Genomic DNA, 18,535 nt, shown 5'->3' with positions numbered 1-18,535 from the left:
TGTCGGGGTGGCGCCGTCGTCAGCGGGCGGTGCCGAAGTCCTGCGTCCAGTAGTTGCCGGGCTGCGCCAGGCCGATACCGATCTCCTTGAAGGAGCAGTTCAGGATGTTCTCCCGGTGGCCCTGGCTGTTCATCCAGCCCTCCATGACCTTCTCGGGAGTGCTGTAGCCGTAGGCGACGTTCTCGCCGTAGGTGCTCCAGGTGTATCCGGCGCGGGTGATCCGCGCGCCCGGATCCGAGCCGTCGGAGCCGGTGTGGGACATGTTGCTGTGGGAGGCCATGTCGGCGCTGTGGTCCTGTGCGGCCTTCGTGAGCTTCGCGTTCAGGGAGACGGCCGAGCATCCGGCGGCGGCGCGCTCCTGGTTGACGAGCGCGAGGACCTGCGCGACGGAGCCGCTCGCCGGCGGGGCGGCGGGCTTGGACGGCTGGGGTGCCGTCGTCGGCTTCTTCGTCTCGACCGGCGGCTTCGCGGGCTCGGGCTGCGCGGGCGGGGTGGTCTCCACGACCGGCTGCGTGGGCGCGGCGGTGCTGGGGGAGGCCTCGGAGGGGCTGCTGCTCGGCGTCTCGCTCGGGAGCGGCGCGTCCACGGGTGCCAGGGTGGTCGGCGTGGCCGACGGCGTCTGCTGCCACTGCCACGGCCGCTGCTGCTGGTGGCTCACGGTCCGGGTCCGGCCGTCGTCCTGACCGTCGAAGCAGGCCATGGCAGCGGTGGGAACACCCACGATGGCGAGCGCGCCGACACCGATGGCTATTTTCTTGTAGGACGTCTTCTTCCGATGCTTCTGCATGCCTGACCTCATTCAGTGATCGCGAAGCTTTCGGCGCCGGAATCGCAGGGCACCGAAGAGGCCGCCATTCTTAGAAGCCTGTGAATGGCCTGGCAAGTTTCCGCTGATCACGAGCCCGCGGCGGTCGGCGCGCGGCTTGAAAGAGGACAGTGATCGTGCATCATCACGATTTGGTCACTCCCGCAACCGTCTGATGGGTGATCAGAAACAGCTGTGACCTGGTCGGTCGGGGACACGCCCCTCGGTGCCGCGTATTCCGTTTCCGGCGGAGAGGGGAATGTCGATTCCAAAAGGGACAAATATCGAAATGTCGCCGGGTTAACGCTCCATCAAGAAAGCCCACCGCCGCCGGGGGTGCCGTGACGCATGTCACTGTTTCCCGGCCGGGCCGCCTGGGACGCCAGGGCGGCCGATGGATCAGATCGACCCGAAAAGGCCGAGACGGAGCAAAGCGCCCGTTTCCCCTCGGAGGGAAAACGGGCGCTACGCGCGCTACAGGCGCCGCTGATACCCCGCGGACCTGACCGACAAGATCCGAAAGAGACGACCTACCGCGGTTCCAGGGCCGCCGCCCGGCAGGCACCGTTCGCGGCGCCACCCGGCACTCCGGCCGCGGTCAGGCCGCTCACGCAGCCTTGCAGATCGCCGCTCACGCCCTGCCTGCAAGACGCCGTGACGGCGTCGGTGACCTCGACACCCGCCTGCGCGACCATGTTCGTGCAGGCTGGGATGTCCGCGTGGGCGGCGGGGGCGACGAGGGCGGCGCCGCCGAGGGCGAGGGTCAGGCCGGTGAGCACACCGGCGATACGGGTCGACGTGCGCATGGGGCACACACCTGCTCTCGGAAACGAGTGGGGGCACGACTGGCGGTGCGGGGGGTGGTGCGGGCGGCGGAACTCCTACTCGGGGGCCACCCGACAGGCGCTCACCGCGGTCCCGTTGGTGACACCTCCCGCCGTCAGGCCGGACACGCACTGCTCCTGGTCGCCGGTCAGACCGACGTAGCAGGCCATGCGAACGGAGTCCGGGGCCTCACCCCCCTGCAGCTCGCGCTCGACCTGGTTGATGCAGGCCGTGACGTCCGCGTGGGCGGCGGGAGCCGCGAAGGCGGCGCCGCCGAGGGCGAGCGCCAGGCCGGTGAGGACACCGGCGATACGGGTCGACATGTGCATGGGGGCGTACCTGCTCTCCGCATTCGGGCTGGATCAGCGGTCAGCGGTGCGGCTACCGCGACTGGACGGCGAAGAGCTCGACGGCGTACTCACCGCTCGTGCCGATCCCGGTCTGCTTGTACGTGCAGTTCAAAATGGCTGCCCGGTGGCCCCTGGTGCTGGCCATCCAGCCGTCGACGTGGGACTTCGAGGAGTGGTGGCCCGGTCCGGAGACGTTCTCCGAGGACGGGCCCGCGGGCGAGTAGCCGGCCTTCTCCATGCGGGACAGGTCGCTGGACCCGTCCGAGCCGGTGTGCGCGGTCAGCCCGTTCGCCGCCATGTCGTCGGCGTGGGCCTGGGCGGCCGCCGCGAGCCGCGGGTCCACCGTCAGGGGCTCACAACCCGCCTTCTCCCGTTCGGCGTTGACCAGCCCGAGGATCTCGTCCGGCGAGGACTGCTGCACGCTACGGGTGACCGAGGCGGACGCCGTCGGGACGGCGAGCGCGGTGGCGGCGCCGCCCAACACGAGCAGCGGGACGGTACAGGCGACCGCGCACGTGCGACGGATCCGGCTGTTCTTGGTACGCATCAGAGTTTTCCCCTCGTCGGGGGTCGTGGGGAGCCGCCCACGACACCCGACTCTCGGGGCGGCCGCCCTGGGGGCGGCCACGGGGTGTCGCGCGGCCTGCACAGGGGACGTGCACGACCCACAGGCTCCTGCGGGGGCACGTGCCTCCTTCCACCGTACGACCGGTGGCACCTCCCCACGACCGGAAGTTCCGGTGGAAGCGCAGGGAGCCCCACTGCAGGCCGTACCAGTACGTGTACATCTCCACGACGAGCTCGTGCGGGGCTTGGTCGCCGTACCGGCACAGGGTGAGCTTGACGAAGAAGTCCTCGTCCCGAGCCGGCAGGTCCACCACATCGGTCGGGAGGTCCGACTGCATGGCGATGCTCCGCCGCAGCGGGACATGCCCGGAGAAGGCACAACAGTTACCAGGACCGGTCCGCCCCCGGCAGCCGAATCCGCAACACCGTCACCGGCTTCAGGCCGCCGGGGCAGCTGCCGCACAGGAGGTGCAGCGGCCCGGGACGGGGGAGCGGAAGGCGCGGTCGCAGTCCTCGCACGAGCGGAGCGGATGGACCACCCGGTCGGGGACCGCGGGGTGCGCCGCCCAGGCGTCCGGGATCCGGGGCGGAAGCTGTTCCCGCAGACGGTGGGCGAGCAGGGCCGCCGGGGAGTGGATCGTGGCCGAGGGCAGCGCACGCGTCAGGGCGGCGGTGACGGCGGCCGGCACGAGCCCGCGCTCCAGCCAGCGCGCCGCGGCCGGCGCCAGCCGTACCGTGTCGCGCTCGGACAGCACCAGCCGGGGATCGCGCAACCGCAGCCGGGCCAGTAGCTCCCGGGCCTGGATCTCGGCTTCCGGTACTTCCGCCTCCGGGACCTCTTCCGGTGCGGGTGCGGGGGCAGGCTCCGGGTCCGGGTCGGAATCAGGGTCCGGCCGGGGAGTCGAGGCGGGCTCGCGTCGCTCGCGGTGGGTCTCCGTCGACCGCGCGGGCGGGTTGTTGTACGAGACCGTGCAGGTCACGACATGCCCGGACGGGAGTCGCTCCTTGAGGCGCGCCAGGTAGCCGTGCGTCTCCAGCTCGCGCAGGGCGGCGGCGATCCGGACCTCGCCCTCCGGGAAGCGCTCGGCCAGGGCCTTGATGGTGACCTTGCTGCCCGTCGGGAGGGACTGGATGTGCGTGGCCAGGCCGATCGCCGTCATGCTCAGCTCGCGGTGCTGGGCGAGGTGGTTGCCGATCTTGACGTAGCCGCGGCGGTGGTCGTGGTTGATGTGTCGGATGCCCGACGAGGCGCGCGAGGGCACGCTAAGCTGCTGGTCAGCCATGGGAAGGGGTTTGCCTTCTCTTTGGTCAGGCCCTCGGGCGGGATGCCAGTCCCGTACGAGGGCCGTACGCGTTCTATGGGGTTGTCGGGAGCCAGAGTGCCCGGCGAATTCGCATATGCGCCAGCTGGGTTGGGGTGATTCACCCGACCGAGTGAGGAGGGAGGGGGAGGTATGGAGAGGTTATTCCTCCCGGTTATCTGTCATTAGGTGTCGTGCGGCACCGGACATCGCCCCACCGGGTCGTGGAAACCTCGATCCGGTGAAATCGGACTCGCCAAATCCATTTCGGCCCATACGGTTTTCAGTGGTGCGGGCCCGTGATCCGTCCCCCATCGCGTGGCGAGCGCGGACACCAGAACCAGTCCCCGCCCCGACTCCGCCCCGGGCGTCGATACTTCGGTCACCGCCGGCGGTCCGAACTCCCGCCGGGTGTCCGATACTTCGATACGGAGCGTAGGCCCGGGCGTGATGCGCAACGCCAGCCGGAAGTCCCGTCCGCGTACCTTCCCGTGCGTCACGGCATTCGCGGCCAGCTCGGCGACGACCTGCGCCGCATCCTCGAACGGAAGCTTCTGTTCCGTAAGTTGGGCGACCGTGAGCGCGCGGGCGGCGCGTGCGCCGCGCGGGGTGGAGGGGAGCGTGGCGACGAGGCAGATTTCCTGATTCACGTGACTCAGCGTGGCCATCCGCGCGTAATCTGAACAGAGTTGAGGGCGCTGTGTACGACGGCTGTCCAAAGTCGTCCCGTCGTGTCCTCCCGGTCCCGCGGAGGTGGAAGTGAGCACGGACGGCACGGACGAGTCGAGCTGGGAACTCGACCCTGAGGACGAATCCGGGGCGGTCATCGCCACGGTGGGACGCCAGCTGAAAATGTGGCGGGAGGCCGCCGGACTCGACCGGGCGAAGTTCGGTGAACGGATGGGTTACGGAGCGAACCTGATCTACAAGATCGAGCGCGGCGCCCGCATTCCGCGTCCGGAGTTCTTGGACAAGGCGGACGAGGTTCTTGGGGCGGGTGGGAAAATCGCCGCGATGAAGACCGATATCCAGCAGGCCCGGTATCCGAAGAAGGTTCGCGATCTGGCCAGGCTGGAATCCGAGGCGGTTGAGATCGGATCGTACGACAACGTCGTGGTGCCGGGCCTCTTGCAGACCGAGGAGTACGCTCGCGCCCTCTTTGGGCTCAGGCGCCCCGGATTCTCGGAGGACGAGATCGAACGCCTGGCCACGGCAAGGCTGGCGCGCCAGAAAATCCTCCGACAGCATCCGGCCCCGCTGCTGACCGTCGTGCAGGAGGAGGCTGTCCTCCGACGGCCCATCGGGGGCAAGATGGTGCTGCGCCGCCAACTGGAGCACCTGTTGGAGGTCGGTCGGTTGCGCAATGTGGAGATCCAGGTCATGCCCATTGCGGTCGAGGAACACTCGGGTCTCGCCGCGTCGTTCAAAGTCATGCGCCTCAACGACGGAACGACGGTCGGACACAACGAAGGCCAGCTGACGCACCGCTTGATCACCGAGCCCAAAGAGGTCCAGATCCTGGACATGCGCTATGGCATGATCCGGGCGCAGGCCCTGACGCCTCGCGCATCGCTGACGTTCGTCGAGAAGGTACTGGGGGAGACATGAGCATCACGCCGTCGGCCGAGGGCCTCTCTGCGTTGACGTGGGTCAAGAGCAGTTACAGCACGGCTGACGGCCCCGACTGCGTCGAGGTCGCCCACACCCCCGGCACCGTCCTCGTCCGGGACTCCAAGCGTCCCGAGGACGCCCGGCTCACGCTCAGCGCGCGCGCCTGGACCGGCTTCGTGGCCTTCGCCGCCGCGTGAGAAGACTCGACGCCGCCACCGAGGCCGTCCTCCGGTACCGGCGGCCCGAGCCGTGGTGCTGGGAGCTCGTCGTCAAAGCCGTCTGCGACGACATGCACAGGAGGAACGCCTCAGCCACCCGTACGAGAGGGAACGGATCCTGGTGGACGCGGCCTACGTCCGTACCCTCACCGAGGCCCTGGACCGGATCGCTCCGGGCGCGGCCGGCTCCGTAGGGGCGCCGCCGTCGAAGGAGCTCGTACCGGTCTCCTCGCCGCTGCGGGGCCGGGATTCCTCCGGAGGTGGCTGCGCTGACCACCCGCGCGGTCGAACGGGCCCGGGCAGGACGCCCCTTGTCGGCATGGGGCAAGGTGGGGGCATGCTTGTTGATCACCAAGAGTCCGATGTGGTCGTCACGGCCGTGGCCCCGGTGGGATGCACCGTGGACGCGGACGGGCACGACGGTTTCATCGACCAGGCCAAGCACCCCTCGTGGTGGGCGGACGTGCCGCGCGCCGAGGTCGGCGACCGGATGCGCGCCGTGGTACTCGATTCCACCAGGACGCCGGCCCGGTTCAGTGCCCTGCCGGACGATGTACGGATCGCCCGGAGCCTGCGCCACACCCAACCGCTGAGGCGTCTGTGTCCGCCGCCCGGTGACGCCCGCAGCGTGGAGTGGGCCGTCGTGGAGGAGGCGCTGGGCACCGCCCTCCCGGCCGACTACAAGCGGCTCGTCGACACCTACGGGGGCGGGGTCTTCGCCGGAACGATCTGGCTGCTGGAACCGGACTGCCCGGAGAAGATGTACGACCTCCTCGCCCAGACCGCGGAGCGCGAGGAGATCCTCACCCGTTTCTGGGAGGCGGGCGAGGCCAAGCCGGCGGAAATCCTGGACGGCGACATCCGACTGGTGCCCTGGGGGTACGCGGAGGGTTCGGGACACGTCCTGTACTGGGTGGTCCGGCCCGGGGTCGAGCCGGAGGAGTGGACGGTCATCCTCAACGAGGGCCGCGGCCCCTTCTGGGAGGCCCATGAGGCCTCGTGCAGCCAGTTCCTCCTCGACGTGGTGGCCGGCACGACGACCTCGTTCTACTTCAGCGACGACGACCACGACGACGACCACGACGACATCGACGCGGAGGACAGGTTCCGCTTCATCCCCGGCTCCCGGATCCACAGCGGAACCGGCGCGCCGCCCGCGGACCGCGGATAGGGTGCCCGGATGTTCACAGTTCGTCGCGCCGGCCCGTACGACGGGGACATCCTCGGCGAGATCCACGCCGCGGCCTGGGAGGCGGCGTACGCGCCCTTCTTCGATCCCGAGTTCGCCGCACACGGTGTCCGGAGCAGGCGGACGCGGTGGCACGAGAGGGTCGGGCAGGCGGACACCCCGATCCTGCTGGCCGAACACGACGGCCGCCCGCTCGCTCTGACCGCCTTCCGGGCATCCGCGACCCGGCCGGGCCTCGCCGAGATCCTCTCCTTCTACTCCCACCCCGACGGCTGGGGCAGCGGCATCGCGGCCGCGCTGATGACCGAGACCCTGCGCCACCTGCGCGACGACGGGTTCGCCCGTACCCACCTGTGGACCCTGCGCGACACCCCGCGCTCCCGCCGCTTCTACACCAAGTGCGGCTTCACCGAGAGCGGCACCGTACGGCCCTTCGACTTCGGCGACGGGAAGCCCCTCACCCAGGTCGAATACGAGCGGACGTGCTGACACCCCGGACTTCCCGTTCCCCGGCGCCGGTCACCTCAGGTCGTACGCGGATCGCGCGGTGGCCGGGTCCGGCCGGCAGTTGATATGTGCCGGCACGGAACGAGCGGTCGCTGGTTGAATGCCGGGATGAGCGATGACCTTCCCGACGGATACGAGATCTCCACCGACGCCACCCGACTCGATGTCGGGCTCGTCCACCGGTGGCTGTCCGAGGACGCCTACTGGGCGCTCGGGCGCAGTCGGCAGAAGCAGGAGGACGCCATCGAGGGCTCCTTGAACTTCGGCCTCTACGACCAGGCCTCCGGAGCCCAGCTCGCGTACGCCCGCGTCGTCACCGACCGGGCCACCTTCGCCTGGCTCTGCGATGTCTACGTCGACCCGGGGGCCCGCGGCAAGGGGCTCGGCGGGGCCCTCGTCGACGCGGTGTGCGCGCACCTGGAGCCGTACGGGCTGCGCCGGGTGCTGCTCGCGACCGCCGACGCGCACGCCGTCTACGCGCGGGCCGGCTTCGAGACCCTCAGTACGCCCGGGAAGTGGATGGCCCTCGGGGAGCAGTAGCGCAGCGGTCGCCTCAGGCGCGGCTGCGGGCGAGGACGCGGTTCAGCAGGTCCGACGCGGGGTGCGGGCCCGTGTGCTCGGGGTGGCGGGGCAGGTGGTGGGCGAAGGAGCCGTACCAGGACCGCGAGACCGTGTAGCCGAAGGCCAGGCAGATCATGCCGCCCACGGCGTCGAGCCAGAAGTGGTTGGCGGTGGCCACGATGACGATGAGCGTCGCCGTCGGGTAGAGCAGGCCCAGGATCCGGGCCCAGGGGGCCGAGGCGACCGCGAAGATCGTCAGGCCGCACCAGAGGGACCACCCTATGTGCATGGACGGCATCGCGGCGTACTGGTTCGACATCTGCTTGAGGTTGCCCGAGGCCATGGAGCCCCAGGTGTGGTGGACCAGCACGGTGTCGATGAAGTTCTGCCCGTTCATCAGCCGGGGCGGCGCGAGCGGGTAGCAGTAGTAGCCGACCAGGGCCACGCCGGTGGTGGCGAAGAGGACCATGCGCGTGGCGGCGTACCGCCCCGGATGGAAACGGTAGATCCAGACCAGCACGCCGATCGTCACGACGAAGTGGAGCGTGGCGTAGTAGTAGTTCATGCCCACGATCAGCCACGTCACGGAGTTGACCGTGTGGTTGACCGACTGCTCCACGGCGATGCCGAGGGTCCGCTCGACGCTCCAGATCCAGTCGGCGTTGGCGAGGGCCGCCGTCTTCTGCTCGGGCACCGCGTTGCGGATCAGCGAGTAGGTCCAGTAGCTGATCGCGATGAGCAGGACCTCGAACCAGATACGCGGCCGGCGCGGGGCTCGCAACCGGGAGAGCAGGGTGCGCTCGGACCCCGGGCGGGTCTCGGTCTCGACCACGGTGGGTGATGAGACGTCCGTCCGGGTTTCCAGTGTCTTCACGCTCGATTCACCCATGGGGAGAGAGTCTGCCAGATGCGTTCCCGCCTCCGATCATCCCTCGGTACGGTCTTCGGCGCAGCCGCTCAGACCTGGGTACTACGTGGCCGTGTCAGCCTCCACCTTCCCGGCGACGATCTGCTGCCCGCGGGTGGCGTCGACGACGATCGGGACGCCGTCGGGGAGCTGCCCTTCGAGGTCGTCGAGCAGGTCGTCGATCGGCGGGAGGTCGCCGAGCGCCACGAAGGTGAGGGGCCGTGGAGCGGCGGCGCTGTATCAGGACCGGGATCGCTCCGCCGCCGCAGGGACACGTGCCACTGCCGCGGGCCGGCGCCGGCTGCCTACCGGTCCCGGCGGCGCTGACCCGGGCCCGAGGCCGTGGAGCCGCGCACCACCAGTTCGGGCAGGAACACGAACTCGCTGTGCGGGGCCGGCGTGCCGCCGATCTCCTCCAGCAGGGTCCGGACCGCGGCCTGACCCATCGCCTGCACGGGCTGGCGGATGGTGGTGAGCGGCGGATCGGTGAACGCTATGAGCGGGGAGTCGTCGAAGCCGACCACCGACACGTCCTGCGGCACCTTCAGCCCCTGCTGCCGGGCCGCCCGGATCGCGCCGAGCGCCATCATGTCGCTCGCGCACACGACCGCCGTGCAGCCCCGCGAGATCAGCGCGGTCGCGGCGGCCTGGCCGCCCTCCAGCGAGTAGAGGGAGTGCTGGATCAGCTCCTCGATCTCGGCCTCGCCGAGGCCGAGCCGCTCCTTCATCCCGAGCCGGAAGCCCTCGATCTTGCGCAGGACCGGCACGAAACGCTTCGGTCCGACCGCGAGCCCGATGCGGGTGTGCCCGAGCGCGGTGAGGTGGGTGACGGCGAGCTGCATCGCGGCCCGGTCGTCGGGGGAGACGAAGGGGGCCTGGACCTTCTCGGAGAACCCGTTGATGAGGACGTACGGAACGCCCTGCCCGCGGAGTTGGTCGTAGCGGCCCATGTCGGCCGTGGTGTCGGCGTGCAGACCGGAGACGAAGATGATCCCGGAGACCCCGCGGTCGACCAGCATCTCGGTCAGTTCGTCCTCGGTGGACCCGCCGGGCGTCTGCGTGGCCAGCACCGGCGTGTACCCCTGCCGGGTCAGGGCCTGACCGATGACCTGGGCGAGCGCCGGGAAGATCGGGTTGTCCAGTTCAGGAGTTATCAGACCGACGAGCCCCGCACTGCGCTGGCGCAGCTTCACGGGCCGCTCGTAGCCGAGTACGTCGAGGGCGGCCAGCACGGATTCGCGGGTGCCTGCGGCCACACCGGGCTTGCCGTTGAGCACGCGGCTGACTGTGGCTTCGCTGACCCCCGCCTGGGCTGCGATGTCGGCTAGCCGTGCGGTCACGGGATTGGACTGTACCGGTCGGACGTTCACCATGACCACCACGTGCACGAATCCGGTGGAAGCCGGACGGTACGGCCGTCCGTCTCCACCGGGGCGCTGGAGAGTACGGGACGACCGGGCGCGGGAAGCTCGACCGGGCCGGAGCGGCTGTTGAGGGTGCAGGCGAAACCGGGGCGGGTGAAGAGGAGCACGCCCTCGGGGGCGGACTGCCAGCGCATCCCGCAGGGGTACGACTCCTCGGCCTCGGCCTCGGCCTCGGCCAGGGACATGGCGCCGGGTCCGTGGCCCGTGCCCGCCTCCGGTGCGCCCAGGCCCGGCATCGCCCGGCGCAGTTCCAGGGCGGCCCGGTAGAGCTCCAGCGTGGAGTGCGGGTCGCCGGTCTGCGCGGCGACGCCGAGGTCACCCCAGCCGGCGGGCTGCGGGAGCCAGCTGCCGGCCGGCCCGAAGCCGTACGGGGGCTCCGCGCCGGACCAGGGGAGCGGCACCCGGCATCCGTCGCGCAGCCCGTCCTGTCCGGCGGTGCGCAGGAAGGCGGGGTCCTGGCGCACCTCGTCCGGGAGGTCCACCACCTCCGGGAGGCCGAGCTCCTCGCCCTGGTAGACGTACGCCGACCCGGGCAGGGCCAGCATCAGCAGGGCGGCGGCCCGGGCCCGGGCCAGGCCGCGGGCCCCGCCGCCGTACCGGGTCACATGGCGTACGACGTCGTGGTTGGACAGCACCCAGGTGGTGGGGGCGCCGACGGCGGTGGTGGCGGCCAAGGACTCGTCGATGACGGTGCGCATCGCGGCGGGGTCCCACGGACAGTTCAGGAAGCGGAAGTTGAAGGCCTGGTGCAGTTCGTCGGGGCGTACGTACAGGGCGAGGCGCTCCGAGGTGGGCGCCCAGGCCTCGGCGACCCCGATGCGCCCGCCCGCGTAGGAGTCGAGGAGGCGGCGCCAGGAGCGGTGGATCTCGTGGACCCCGTCCTGGTCGAAGAAGGGGAGCGGCTCGGTGCCGATGAGGGTGGCCTGGGCACCGCGGCCGATGTCCGGCAGGCCCGGGGCCTTGACCATGCCGTGGGCGACGTCGACGCGGAACCCGTCGATGCCGAGGTCGAGCCAGAAGCGCAGGACGGAGGTGAATTCGGCGGCGACCTCGGGGTGGTCCCAGTCGAGGTCCGGCTGCTCGGGGGCGAAGAGGTGCAGGTACCAGGCGCCGTCCGGCACCCGGGTCCAGGCCGGGCCGCCGAAGATCGACTCCCAGTCGTTGGGCGGGAGCTCCCCGCGAGCACCCCGCCCCGGACGGAAGTGGTAGCGCTCGCGGGCCCCCGGATCCCCGGCGAGGGCGGCCCGGAACCACGGGTGCTGCTCGGAGGTGTGGTTGGGGACCACGTCCACGATGACGCGCAGCCCCAGCGCGTGCGCGGCCCGGACCAGCTCGTCGGCGTCGGAGAGGTCCCCGAAGAGGGGGTCGACGGCCCGGTAGTCGGCGACGTCGTAGCCGCCGTCCGCCTGCGGGGAGACGTAGAAGGGGGTGAGCCACACGGCGTCGACCCCGAGGCGGGCGAGGTGGGGGAGGCGGGAGCGGACCCCGCGGAGGTCGCCGATGCCGTCTCCGTCGCTGTCGGCGAAGGAGCGCACGTACACCTGATAGATGACGGCATCGCGCCACCAGCCACCGCTCGCGGTCGCTTTGCTGGAAGAGCTTGCAAGCTGGACGGCCGTCGAGTCGTGGGTCATATCGGGGTCAACGCGGGTACATGCCCCCTGGTTGCGGGCCCGGGCAGTCGAAGGTGACTCGAACTAACAGCAAGCTGCGGCAACCGTACGGACACACGGATGTAACGATCGCCTCCGCTTGCAGAAAGTTTGCGCAAGGTCTTTCGGTCCTCTTTCAGTCTTGTTACGTTCCTGGCAACTCGGGACCGCGAGGGCGCGGCCGGGATCATCGAAGGAGTTCATATGCGGCGTGGCATAGCGGCCACCGCGCTGGTCGCGACCCTGGCGCTCGCGGCAACGGCTTGCGGTGGGGACGACAAGGACGCGGCCGACGGCACCAAGGCAGGCGGCGAGCTTTCCGGCACGGTCACGTGGTGGGACACCTCGAACGACGCCGAGAAGGCCAGCTTCCAGAAGATCGCCGAGGCGTTCACCGCGAAGCACCCGAAGGTGACCGTCAAGTACGTCAACGTCCCGTACGGCGACGCGCAGAACAAGGTCAAGAACGCCTTCAGCAGCGGCTCCGACGCGCCTGACGTCATCCGCGCCGACGTCGGCTGGGTCGCGGACTTCGCCTCCCTGGGCTACCTCGACGAGGTCCCGGCCGAGACGGCGAAGAAGGTCGACGCCGAGTTCCTCCCGCAGGCCGCGGCCAGCGGCAAGTTCGAGGGCAAGACCTACGCCGTCCCGCAGGTCATCGACAGCCTCGGCCTCTTCTACAACAAGAAGATGCTCGCCGACGCCGGCGTCCAGCCCCCCAAGACGCTGGCGGAGCTGAAGACCGCCGCCGAGGCCATCAAGGCGAAGACCGGCAAGGCCGCTCTCTACCTGCGCGGCGACGACTCCTACTGGTTCCTCCCGCTGATCTACGGCGAGGGCGGCGACCTCGTCGACGCGAAGAACAAGACGGTCACCGTCGACAACGAGGCGGGCGTCAAGGCCTTCAAGACCGCCCGCGACCTGGTCAGCTCCGGCGCGGCGATCACCAACGCCACCGACGGCTACACCAACATGCAGACGGCCTTCAAGACCGGCGAGGCCGCCATGATGATCAACGGTCCGTGGGCCGTCGCCGACACCTACGCCGGCGACCAGTTCAAGGACAAGGCCAACCTCGGCATCGCCGCGGTCCCGGCCGGCTCCGCCAAGGCCGGTGCCCCGCAGGGCGGCCACGACCTCGGCGTCTACGCCGGCTCCAAGAACACCGCTGCCGCGCACGCCTTCGTCGAGTACATGACCTCGCAGGAGGTCCAGGTGCAGTCGACCAAGGAGCTCAGCCTGCTCCCGACCCGGACCGCCGCCTACGAGCTGCCGGACGTCAAGGGCAACGAGATGGTCCAGTTCTTCAAGCCGGCCGTGGACAAGGCCGTCGAGCGAGCCTGGATCCCGGAGAACGGCTCCCTCTTCGAGCCGCTGAAGGTCGAATACACCAAGGCGATCACCGGGGCGTCGAGCCCGGAGGACGCGGCCAAGGCGGCCGGCATCGAGTTCCGCAAGATCCTCAAGGGCTGGAAGTAACGAAACCATGGCTGCTCACACCAGCCAGTCGGTGGCGAAGGCCGCGGGCGACGACGTCGAGAACGACGTCGCCGCCCGCGGCCGGAGCCGCAGGACTGACAGCGACAGCGGTAACCGCGGCGGTGCCCGCGGTGGGAAAGGCGCGTCCGGCCTCCGGCGCCCCGTCGGCACGCACTGGTACGCCTGGGCCATGGTCGCCCCGGTGGTGCTCGTCCTCGGCGTGATCATCGGCTGGCCGCTGGTCCGGGGCGTCTACCTGTCGCTGACCGACGCCACCGAGCGCAACGTCTCGCGCACCATCGGCGCCCGGCACATCGAGGCCACGTACGAGTTCGTCGGACTCGACAACTACGTGGCCGTGCTCAGCGACCCGGTGTTCCTGCAGCGGCTGGTGTGGACGGTGATGTGGACCGTCGCGTGCGTGTCCATCACCTTCACGCTCGGTCTCATCCTGGCCAACATGCTCAACCGGGACTTCCGGGGCCGCGCCGCCTACCGGATGGCGCTCATCCTGCCCTGGGCCGTTCCCGGCTTCGTCTCCGTCTTCGCCTGGCGGTTCCTCTTCAACCGCGACAACGGCATCCTCAACAAGATCCTCGACGGTGGCGGCATCGCCGCGATCCCGTGGCTCGACGACCCGACCTGGGCCAAGTTCTCGGTCGTCGCCGTCAACGTCTGGCTCGGCGTCCCCTTCATGATGGTCGCCCTGCTCGGCGGCCTGCAGTCGATCCCCGGCGAGCTCTACGAGGCCGCCGAGATGGACGGCGCCAGCGCCTGGCAGCGCTTCCGGCACATCACCCTGCCCGGACTGCGCGCGGTGAGCATGACGGTGATCCTGCTCTCCACCATCTGGACCTTCAACATGTTCCCGGTGATCTTCCTGCTCACCCGCGGCGGACCCGGCGACTCCACCGAGATCCTGGTGACCCAGGCCTTCCGCGAGGCGTTCGTGTCGAGCCCGCGCGACTTCGCCGGCTCGGCCACGTGGGGCGTCCTGATCCTCGCCCTGCTCATGATCTTCGCGCTGGTCTACCGGCGCTCGCTGCGCAAGCAGGGAGAGGTGTGGTGACCATGTCCACCGCGACCACCGCTCGTACGGCCACCACCGGCGAGGCGACCTCCGGCAAGGGGGCCGCCGGCAAGGCGACCGCCCGCGCCCGGGGCAGCCGTTCCCCGCTCGCCTCCGTCGGCCTGCACGCCACCCTCGTCGTGGCGTCCGTGATCGCCGTCTTCCCGGTGCTGTGGATCGTGCTGACCTCGCTCAAGCCGGCCAAGCACGCGGTCACCACCGACTTCGTCAAGGAACCGACCCTCAGCAACTACACGAACCTGCTGGAGCAGAGCCACTTCCTCAGCTGGTTCGCCAACTCCGTCCTGGTCGCCGGCGTCACCACCGTCCTCGGTGTCTTCATCGCCGCCACCACCGGATACGCGGTCAGCCGCTTCAAGTTCCCCGGCATGAAGCCGCTCATGTGGACCCTGCTCATCACGCAGATGTTCCCGATGGCGATCCTCATCGTGCCGCTCTACAACCTGATGGGCGACCTCGGCCTGCTCAACCAGCCGCTCGGTCTGATCATCACGTACCTCACCATCGCCGTGCCGTTCTGCGCCTGGATGATGAAGGGCTTCTTCGACACCATCCCGGTGGAGATCGACGAATCCGGCCGCGTCGACGGGCTCAACCCCTTCGGCACCTTCTGGCGCCTCATCCTGCCGCTCGCCAAGCCCGGCCTCGCCGTCACCGGCTTCTACGCCTTCATCACCGCCTGGGGCGAGGTCGCGTACGCCTCCGCCTTCATGGTCGGCGAGGAGAACCTCACCCTGGCCGGCGGACTGCAGACCTTCGTCACGCAGTACACCTCCAACTGGGGAGCCATGAGCGCCGCCTCGGTGCTCATCGCCATCCCCGCGGCGATCTTCTTCGTCTTCGCCCAGCGTCACCTCGTCGCCGGGATGACGGCAGGCGCAACCAAGGGCTGACCACCCGAGCCTGCCCCTTCTCACCCCCGGCCCGATCTCTTCAAGGACACCATGACCCAGCACCTCGCCGACGCGCTCCCCACCTCCACCGGCACGCAGCCCGGCTGGTGGAGAGAAGCGGTGATCTACCAGGTCTATCCGCGCAGCTTCGCCGACTCCAACGGGGACGGCATGGGGGACCTCGAAGGAGTCCGCAGCCGCCTGCCCTACCTCAAGGAGCTGGGCGTCGACGCCGTCTGGCTCAGCCCCTTCTACGCCTCCCCGCAGGCCGACGCCGGCTACGACGTCGCCGACTACCGGGCCATCGACCCCATGTTCGGCACCCTGCACGACGCCGACGCCGTGATCCGCGAAGCCCACGAACTGGGCCTGCGCATCATCGTGGACCTCGTCCCGAACCACTGCTCCGACCAGCACGAATGGTTCAAGCAGGCGCTGCGGGAAGGCCCCGGCAGCCCGCTGCGCGAGCGCTTCCACTTCCGCCCCGGACAGGGCGCGGACGGCTCGGAGCCCCCGAACGACTGGGAGTCGATCTTCGGCGGCCCGGCCTGGACCCGCGTCGCGGACGGCGAGTGGTACCTGCACCTCTTCGCCCCCGAGCAGCCCGACTTCAACTGGGAGCACCCCGCCGTACAGGACGAGTTCCGCTCCATCCTGCGCTTCTGGCTCGACCTCGGCGCCGACGGCTTCCGCATCGACGTCGCCCACGGCCTGGTCAAGGCCCCCGGCCTGCCCGACCTCGGCCGCGACGAACAGCTCAAGCTGCTCGGCAACCAGGTCCTGCCCTTCTTCGACCAGGACGGCGTCCACGAGATCTACCGCTCCTGGCGCCTGGTCCTCGACGAGTACGCGGGCGATCGCATCGGCGTCGCCGAGGCCTGGACCCCCAGCGCCGACCGCACCGCCATGTACCTGCGCCCCGACGAGCTGCACCAGGCCTTCAACTTCCACTACCTGAACACCGGCTGGGACGCCGAGGCCCTGCGCGCCACCATCGACGAGTCCCTCGACTCGATGCGGCCCGTCGGCGCCCCCACCACCTGGGTGCTGTCCAACCACGACGTGGTCCGCCACCGCACCCGCTTCGGCACCCTGGAGAAGGCGCGCGCCGCCGCCCTGCTGATGCTGGCCCTGCCCGGGTCGGCGTACGTCTACCAGGGCGAGGAGCTCGGCCTCCCGGAGGTGGTGGACCTCCCGGACGAGGTGCGCCAGGACCCCTCCTTCTTCAAGGCGAACGGCCAGGACGGGCTCCGCGACGGCTGCCGCGTACCGATCCCGTGGAGCGGCGACCAGGCCCCGTACGGCTTCGGGACCGGCGGCAGCTGGCTCCCGCAGCCCGCCGAATGGGCCGGGCTCAGCGTGGAGGCGCAGACCGGCGACCCGGAGTCCACGCTGGAGCTGTACCGCTCCGCGCTGCGGGTACGGCGCGCGCACCCGGCGCTGGGCGCGGGCGACGCCGTCGAGTGGCTGCCCGCCCCGGCCGGCGTCCTGGCCTTCCGGCGCGGAGACTTCGTCTGCACCGTGAACACCACGGACGAGCCGGTACGGCTGCCCGCGCCGGGCACCGTGCTGCTGGCGAGCGGCGACCTCGCCGACCCCGACGTCCTCCCCGCGGACACCACGGTGTGGTGGCAGGGGTGACTTCCCCTCTGAGGCTGACGGACATCGCCGCGCAGGCCGCGGTCAGCGAGGCGACCGTCAGCCGCGTGCTCAACGGCAAACCGGGCGTGGCGGCCGGCACCCGGCACAAGGTGCTGGCCGCGCTCGACCTGCTGGGCTACGAGCGGCCCGTACGGCTCAAACGACGCAGCAACGGGCTGGTCGGGCTGCTGATCCCGGAGCTCACCAACCCGATCTTCCCGGCGTTCGCGCAAGTCATAGAGCAGGCGCTGGCCGGGCACGGCTACACGCCGGTCCTGTGCACGCAGACCCCGGGCGGGGCCACCGAGGACGAACTCGTGGAACAGCTCGAGGAACGCGGGGTCACCGGGATCGTCTTCCTGTCGGGCCTGCACGCCGACGCCCACGCGGACCCCGCGCGCTACCAGCGACTGGCGGCGCGCGGGGTGCCGTTCGTTCTGATCAACGGATTCAACGAGCAGGTGAACGCCCCGTTCATCTCCCCTGACGACCGGGCGGCGGCGGACATGGCCGTACGGCACCTCCAGGACCTGGGGCACCACAGGATCGGCCTCGCGATCGGACCGACGCGGTACGTGCCGTCGGCCCGCAAGGAGCAGGGCTTCCTCACCGCCCTGCCGACGGCGGAGGCGGACGGGCTGATCCAGCGCACGCTCTTCACGGTGGAGGGGGGACACGCGGCGGGCATGGCCCTGCTGGACCGCGGCTGCACGGGCATCGTGTGCGGCAGCGACCCGATGGCGCTCGGCGTGATCCGGGCGGCGCGCGAGCGCGGGCTGCGGGTGCCGCAGGACGTGTCGGTGGTCGGCTTCGACGACTCCCCGCTGATCGCGTTCACGGACCCGCCGCTGACCACGGTCCGCCAGCCGGTACGCGCGATGGCGACGGCGGCGGTGGGCGCCCTCCTGGAGGCGGTGTCGGGCACCCCGGTCCAGCGCACGGAGTACGTCTTCCAACCGGAACTGGTGGTGCGGGGCTCGACGGCACAGGTGCCGTAGCAGCTTCGCCGGGCGGGGGTGGGCTACAGCCCACCCCCGCTTTTTCTTTCTCTGAATAGAAAATCCTAGGTGGGATTCACGTCATGTTCAGTGGCTCGATCGTGGCATCGACTGCCCCTAATGCGGGCATTTAAGCGTCTATTGCGGTGCAAAATAGCTCGCCGTATTGAGCCAGGCTCGACGCTCTGGATCCGAGTCATTTTCAATAAATGTTGACGCTGGGTGGGTCGGGCCGTGATGCTCTTCCCGTCTGACCCGGTGTCAAGGCGACGAGCAGGGGGGCCTGTTGGCGCCATCGCCATCGTCACCATAGACGCGCACGCTCGTGCGTGGCGGCCTCTCGCGCCGGGTCGGATGGCGTCATATGTCATGCACTCGTCAGCAGGGGGGATCCTTCATGTCGAACACGCACGTCCTGGGTCGAGGGGCGGCCGGCGTGGCCGCCGCAGGGCTGATCGTCAGCCTTCTGGCCGCCGCACCGGTGCACGCGGCCGAACCGGTCCCGACACCGTCCGCC

The 18,535-nt window shown here is 70.1% G+C and carries 20 protein-coding genes; 10 read left to right on the top strand and 10 right to left on the bottom strand.

Annotated features, from left to right (window positions below; translation table 11 throughout):
- Positions 1 to 19 precede the first annotated feature (19 nt).
- The 6 genes from AB8A24_RS15415 to AB8A24_RS15390 all read right to left on the bottom strand — a co-directional run bounded on the left by AB8A24_RS15415 (position 20) and on the right by AB8A24_RS15390 (position 4,498).
- Positions 20 to 787, bottom strand: coding sequence for a CAP domain-containing protein (locus AB8A24_RS15415; protein ID WP_369476087.1), 768 nt, complete (start codon positions 785 to 787; stop codon positions 20 to 22).
- A 548-nt stretch (positions 788 to 1,335) separates the two neighbouring features.
- Positions 1,336 to 1,611, bottom strand: a complete 276-nt coding sequence (locus AB8A24_RS15410; RefSeq protein ID WP_369476085.1) for a hypothetical protein — start codon at positions 1,609 to 1,611, stop codon at positions 1,336 to 1,338.
- A gap of 75 nt (positions 1,612 to 1,686) precedes the next feature.
- Entirely contained in the window at positions 1,687 to 1,959 is a 273-nt protein-coding gene (locus tag AB8A24_RS15405) for a hypothetical protein (protein WP_266390922.1), read from the bottom strand.
- Positions 1,960 to 2,011: 52 nt separating this feature from the next.
- Entirely contained in the window at positions 2,012 to 2,527 is a 516-nt protein-coding gene (locus AB8A24_RS15400) for a CAP domain-containing protein (protein ID WP_369476084.1), read from the bottom strand.
- Positions 2,528 to 2,984: 457 nt separating this feature from the next.
- Entirely contained in the window at positions 2,985 to 3,830 is an 846-nt protein-coding gene (locus tag AB8A24_RS15395; RefSeq protein WP_369476083.1) for a helix-turn-helix domain-containing protein, read from the bottom strand.
- A 203-nt stretch (positions 3,831 to 4,033) separates the two neighbouring features.
- Positions 4,034 to 4,498, bottom strand: a complete 465-nt coding sequence (locus tag AB8A24_RS15390) for an ATP-binding protein (protein ID WP_369476081.1) — start codon at positions 4,496 to 4,498, stop codon at positions 4,034 to 4,036.
- 109 nt (positions 4,499 to 4,607) lie between these two features.
- Here AB8A24_RS15390 and AB8A24_RS15385 point away from each other — a divergent pair, with 109 nt between their 5' ends.
- The 5 genes from AB8A24_RS15385 to AB8A24_RS15365 all read left to right on the top strand — a co-directional run bounded on the left by AB8A24_RS15385 (position 4,608) and on the right by AB8A24_RS15365 (position 7,913).
- A complete protein-coding gene (locus AB8A24_RS15385; RefSeq protein WP_369476080.1) occupies positions 4,608 to 5,456 on the top strand; it encodes a helix-turn-helix domain-containing protein in 849 nt (282 codons plus the stop codon).
- Entirely contained in the window at positions 5,453 to 5,656 is a 204-nt protein-coding gene (locus AB8A24_RS15380) for a DUF397 domain-containing protein (RefSeq protein WP_369476079.1), read from the top strand. Before AB8A24_RS15385 ends, AB8A24_RS15380 begins: the two co-directional genes overlap by 4 nt.
- 358 nt (positions 5,657 to 6,014) lie before the next feature.
- Positions 6,015 to 6,848 carry an SMI1/KNR4 family protein gene (locus AB8A24_RS15375; protein WP_369476078.1) on the top strand — a complete coding sequence of 278 codons (834 nt, stop codon included), beginning with the start codon at positions 6,015 to 6,017 and terminating at the stop codon, positions 6,846 to 6,848.
- A 9-nt stretch (positions 6,849 to 6,857) separates the two neighbouring features.
- The gene (locus AB8A24_RS15370; protein ID WP_328963587.1) at positions 6,858 to 7,355 is read left to right on the top strand and encodes a GNAT family N-acetyltransferase; all 498 of its coding nucleotides are present in this window, start codon (positions 6,858 to 6,860) and stop codon (positions 7,353 to 7,355) included.
- A 126-nt stretch (positions 7,356 to 7,481) separates the two neighbouring features.
- Positions 7,482 to 7,913 (top strand): GNAT family N-acetyltransferase, encoded by a 432-nt coding sequence (locus AB8A24_RS15365; protein ID WP_328963588.1) that lies wholly within the window; start codon positions 7,482 to 7,484, stop codon positions 7,911 to 7,913.
- 13 nt (positions 7,914 to 7,926) lie between these two features.
- Here the strand turns inward: AB8A24_RS15365 and AB8A24_RS15360 are convergent, their stop codons facing one another.
- The 4 genes from AB8A24_RS15360 to AB8A24_RS15345 form a co-directional block, all read right to left on the bottom strand.
- Positions 7,927 to 8,823, bottom strand: a complete 897-nt coding sequence (locus tag AB8A24_RS15360) for a phosphatase PAP2 family protein (RefSeq protein ID WP_328963589.1) — start codon at positions 8,821 to 8,823, stop codon at positions 7,927 to 7,929.
- An 81-nt stretch (positions 8,824 to 8,904) separates the two neighbouring features.
- Positions 8,905 to 9,048, bottom strand: coding sequence for a hypothetical protein (locus AB8A24_RS15355; RefSeq protein WP_328963590.1), 144 nt, complete (start codon positions 9,046 to 9,048; stop codon positions 8,905 to 8,907).
- A gap of 98 nt (positions 9,049 to 9,146) precedes the next feature.
- Entirely contained in the window at positions 9,147 to 10,181 is a 1,035-nt protein-coding gene (locus AB8A24_RS15350; protein ID WP_266390910.1) for a LacI family DNA-binding transcriptional regulator, read from the bottom strand.
- Between the two features lie 26 nt (positions 10,182 to 10,207).
- Positions 10,208 to 11,899, bottom strand: coding sequence for a glycoside hydrolase family 13 protein (locus AB8A24_RS15345; RefSeq protein WP_369476073.1), 1,692 nt, complete (start codon positions 11,897 to 11,899; stop codon positions 10,208 to 10,210).
- A gap of 222 nt (positions 11,900 to 12,121) precedes the next feature.
- Between AB8A24_RS15345 and AB8A24_RS15340 the strand changes: the two genes are divergently transcribed.
- Genes AB8A24_RS15340 through AB8A24_RS15320 form a run of 5 tightly spaced genes read left to right on the top strand, consistent with a single transcriptional unit; the run spans position 12,122 to position 18,018 of the window.
- Positions 12,122 to 13,396: an extracellular solute-binding protein gene (locus AB8A24_RS15340; RefSeq protein ID WP_328963592.1), complete on the top strand. Its 1,275-nt coding sequence runs from the start codon at positions 12,122 to 12,124 to the stop codon at positions 13,394 to 13,396.
- 7 nt (positions 13,397 to 13,403) lie between these two features.
- On the top strand, positions 13,404 to 14,465 hold the full coding sequence (locus AB8A24_RS15335) for a carbohydrate ABC transporter permease (protein ID WP_369476071.1): 1,062 nt from the start codon (positions 13,404 to 13,406) through the stop codon (positions 14,463 to 14,465).
- A 2-nt stretch (positions 14,466 to 14,467) separates the two neighbouring features.
- The gene (locus tag AB8A24_RS15330) at positions 14,468 to 15,379 is read left to right on the top strand and encodes a carbohydrate ABC transporter permease (protein ID WP_328963594.1); all 912 of its coding nucleotides are present in this window, start codon (positions 14,468 to 14,470) and stop codon (positions 15,377 to 15,379) included.
- Between the two features lie 51 nt (positions 15,380 to 15,430).
- Entirely contained in the window at positions 15,431 to 17,020 is a 1,590-nt protein-coding gene (locus AB8A24_RS15325; protein WP_328963595.1) for a glycoside hydrolase family 13 protein, read from the top strand.
- Complete coding sequence (locus AB8A24_RS15320; protein ID WP_266390899.1) at positions 17,008 to 18,018, top strand: LacI family DNA-binding transcriptional regulator; 1,011 nt, start codon at positions 17,008 to 17,010, stop codon at positions 18,016 to 18,018. Before AB8A24_RS15325 ends, AB8A24_RS15320 begins: the two co-directional genes overlap by 13 nt.
- Positions 18,019 to 18,535: the final 517 nt, after the last annotated feature.

It is taken from the genome of Streptomyces sp. BF23-19 (genome assembly GCF_041106355.1).
Taxonomy (GTDB): Bacteria; Actinomycetota; Actinomycetes; order Streptomycetales; family Streptomycetaceae; genus Streptomyces; species Streptomyces virginiae_A.
The sequence above is the reverse complement of the archived record's forward strand: the minus strand, read 5'-3'. Positions and strand labels throughout refer to the sequence as shown.

Bases quoted from the DNA above. Each gene is read 5' to 3' on its own strand.
- AB8A24_RS15370 (WP_328963587.1), top strand. From the start codon at position 6,858: ATGTTCACAGTTCGTCGCGCCGGCCCGTACGACGGGGACATCCTCGGC.
- AB8A24_RS15375 (WP_369476078.1), top strand. From the start codon at position 6,015: ATGCTTGTTGATCACCAAGAGTCCGATGTGGTCGTCACGGCCGTGGCC.
- AB8A24_RS15410 (WP_369476085.1), bottom strand. From the start codon at position 1,611: ATGCGCACGTCGACCCGTATCGCCGGTGTGCTCACCGGCCTGACCCTC.
- AB8A24_RS15380 (WP_369476079.1), top strand. From the start codon at position 5,453: ATGAGCATCACGCCGTCGGCCGAGGGCCTCTCTGCGTTGACGTGGGTC.
- AB8A24_RS15345 (WP_369476073.1), bottom strand. From the start codon at position 11,899: ATGACCCACGACTCGACGGCCGTCCAGCTTGCAAGCTCTTCCAGCAAA.
- AB8A24_RS15335 (WP_369476071.1), top strand. From the start codon at position 13,404: ATGGCTGCTCACACCAGCCAGTCGGTGGCGAAGGCCGCGGGCGACGAC.
- AB8A24_RS15405 (WP_266390922.1), bottom strand. From the start codon at position 1,959: ATGCACATGTCGACCCGTATCGCCGGTGTCCTCACCGGCCTGGCGCTC.
- AB8A24_RS15360 (WP_328963589.1), bottom strand. From the start codon at position 8,823: ATGGGTGAATCGAGCGTGAAGACACTGGAAACCCGGACGGACGTCTCA.
- AB8A24_RS15415 (WP_369476087.1), bottom strand. From the start codon at position 787: ATGCAGAAGCATCGGAAGAAGACGTCCTACAAGAAAATAGCCATCGGT.
- AB8A24_RS15395 (WP_369476083.1), bottom strand. From the start codon at position 3,830: ATGGCTGACCAGCAGCTTAGCGTGCCCTCGCGCGCCTCGTCGGGCATC.
- AB8A24_RS15400 (WP_369476084.1), bottom strand. From the start codon at position 2,527: ATGCGTACCAAGAACAGCCGGATCCGTCGCACGTGCGCGGTCGCCTGT.
- AB8A24_RS15330 (WP_328963594.1), top strand. From the start codon at position 14,468: ATGTCCACCGCGACCACCGCTCGTACGGCCACCACCGGCGAGGCGACC.
- AB8A24_RS15340 (WP_328963592.1), top strand. From the start codon at position 12,122: ATGCGGCGTGGCATAGCGGCCACCGCGCTGGTCGCGACCCTGGCGCTC.
- AB8A24_RS15365 (WP_328963588.1), top strand. From the start codon at position 7,482: ATGAGCGATGACCTTCCCGACGGATACGAGATCTCCACCGACGCCACC.
- AB8A24_RS15325 (WP_328963595.1), top strand. From the start codon at position 15,431: ATGACCCAGCACCTCGCCGACGCGCTCCCCACCTCCACCGGCACGCAG.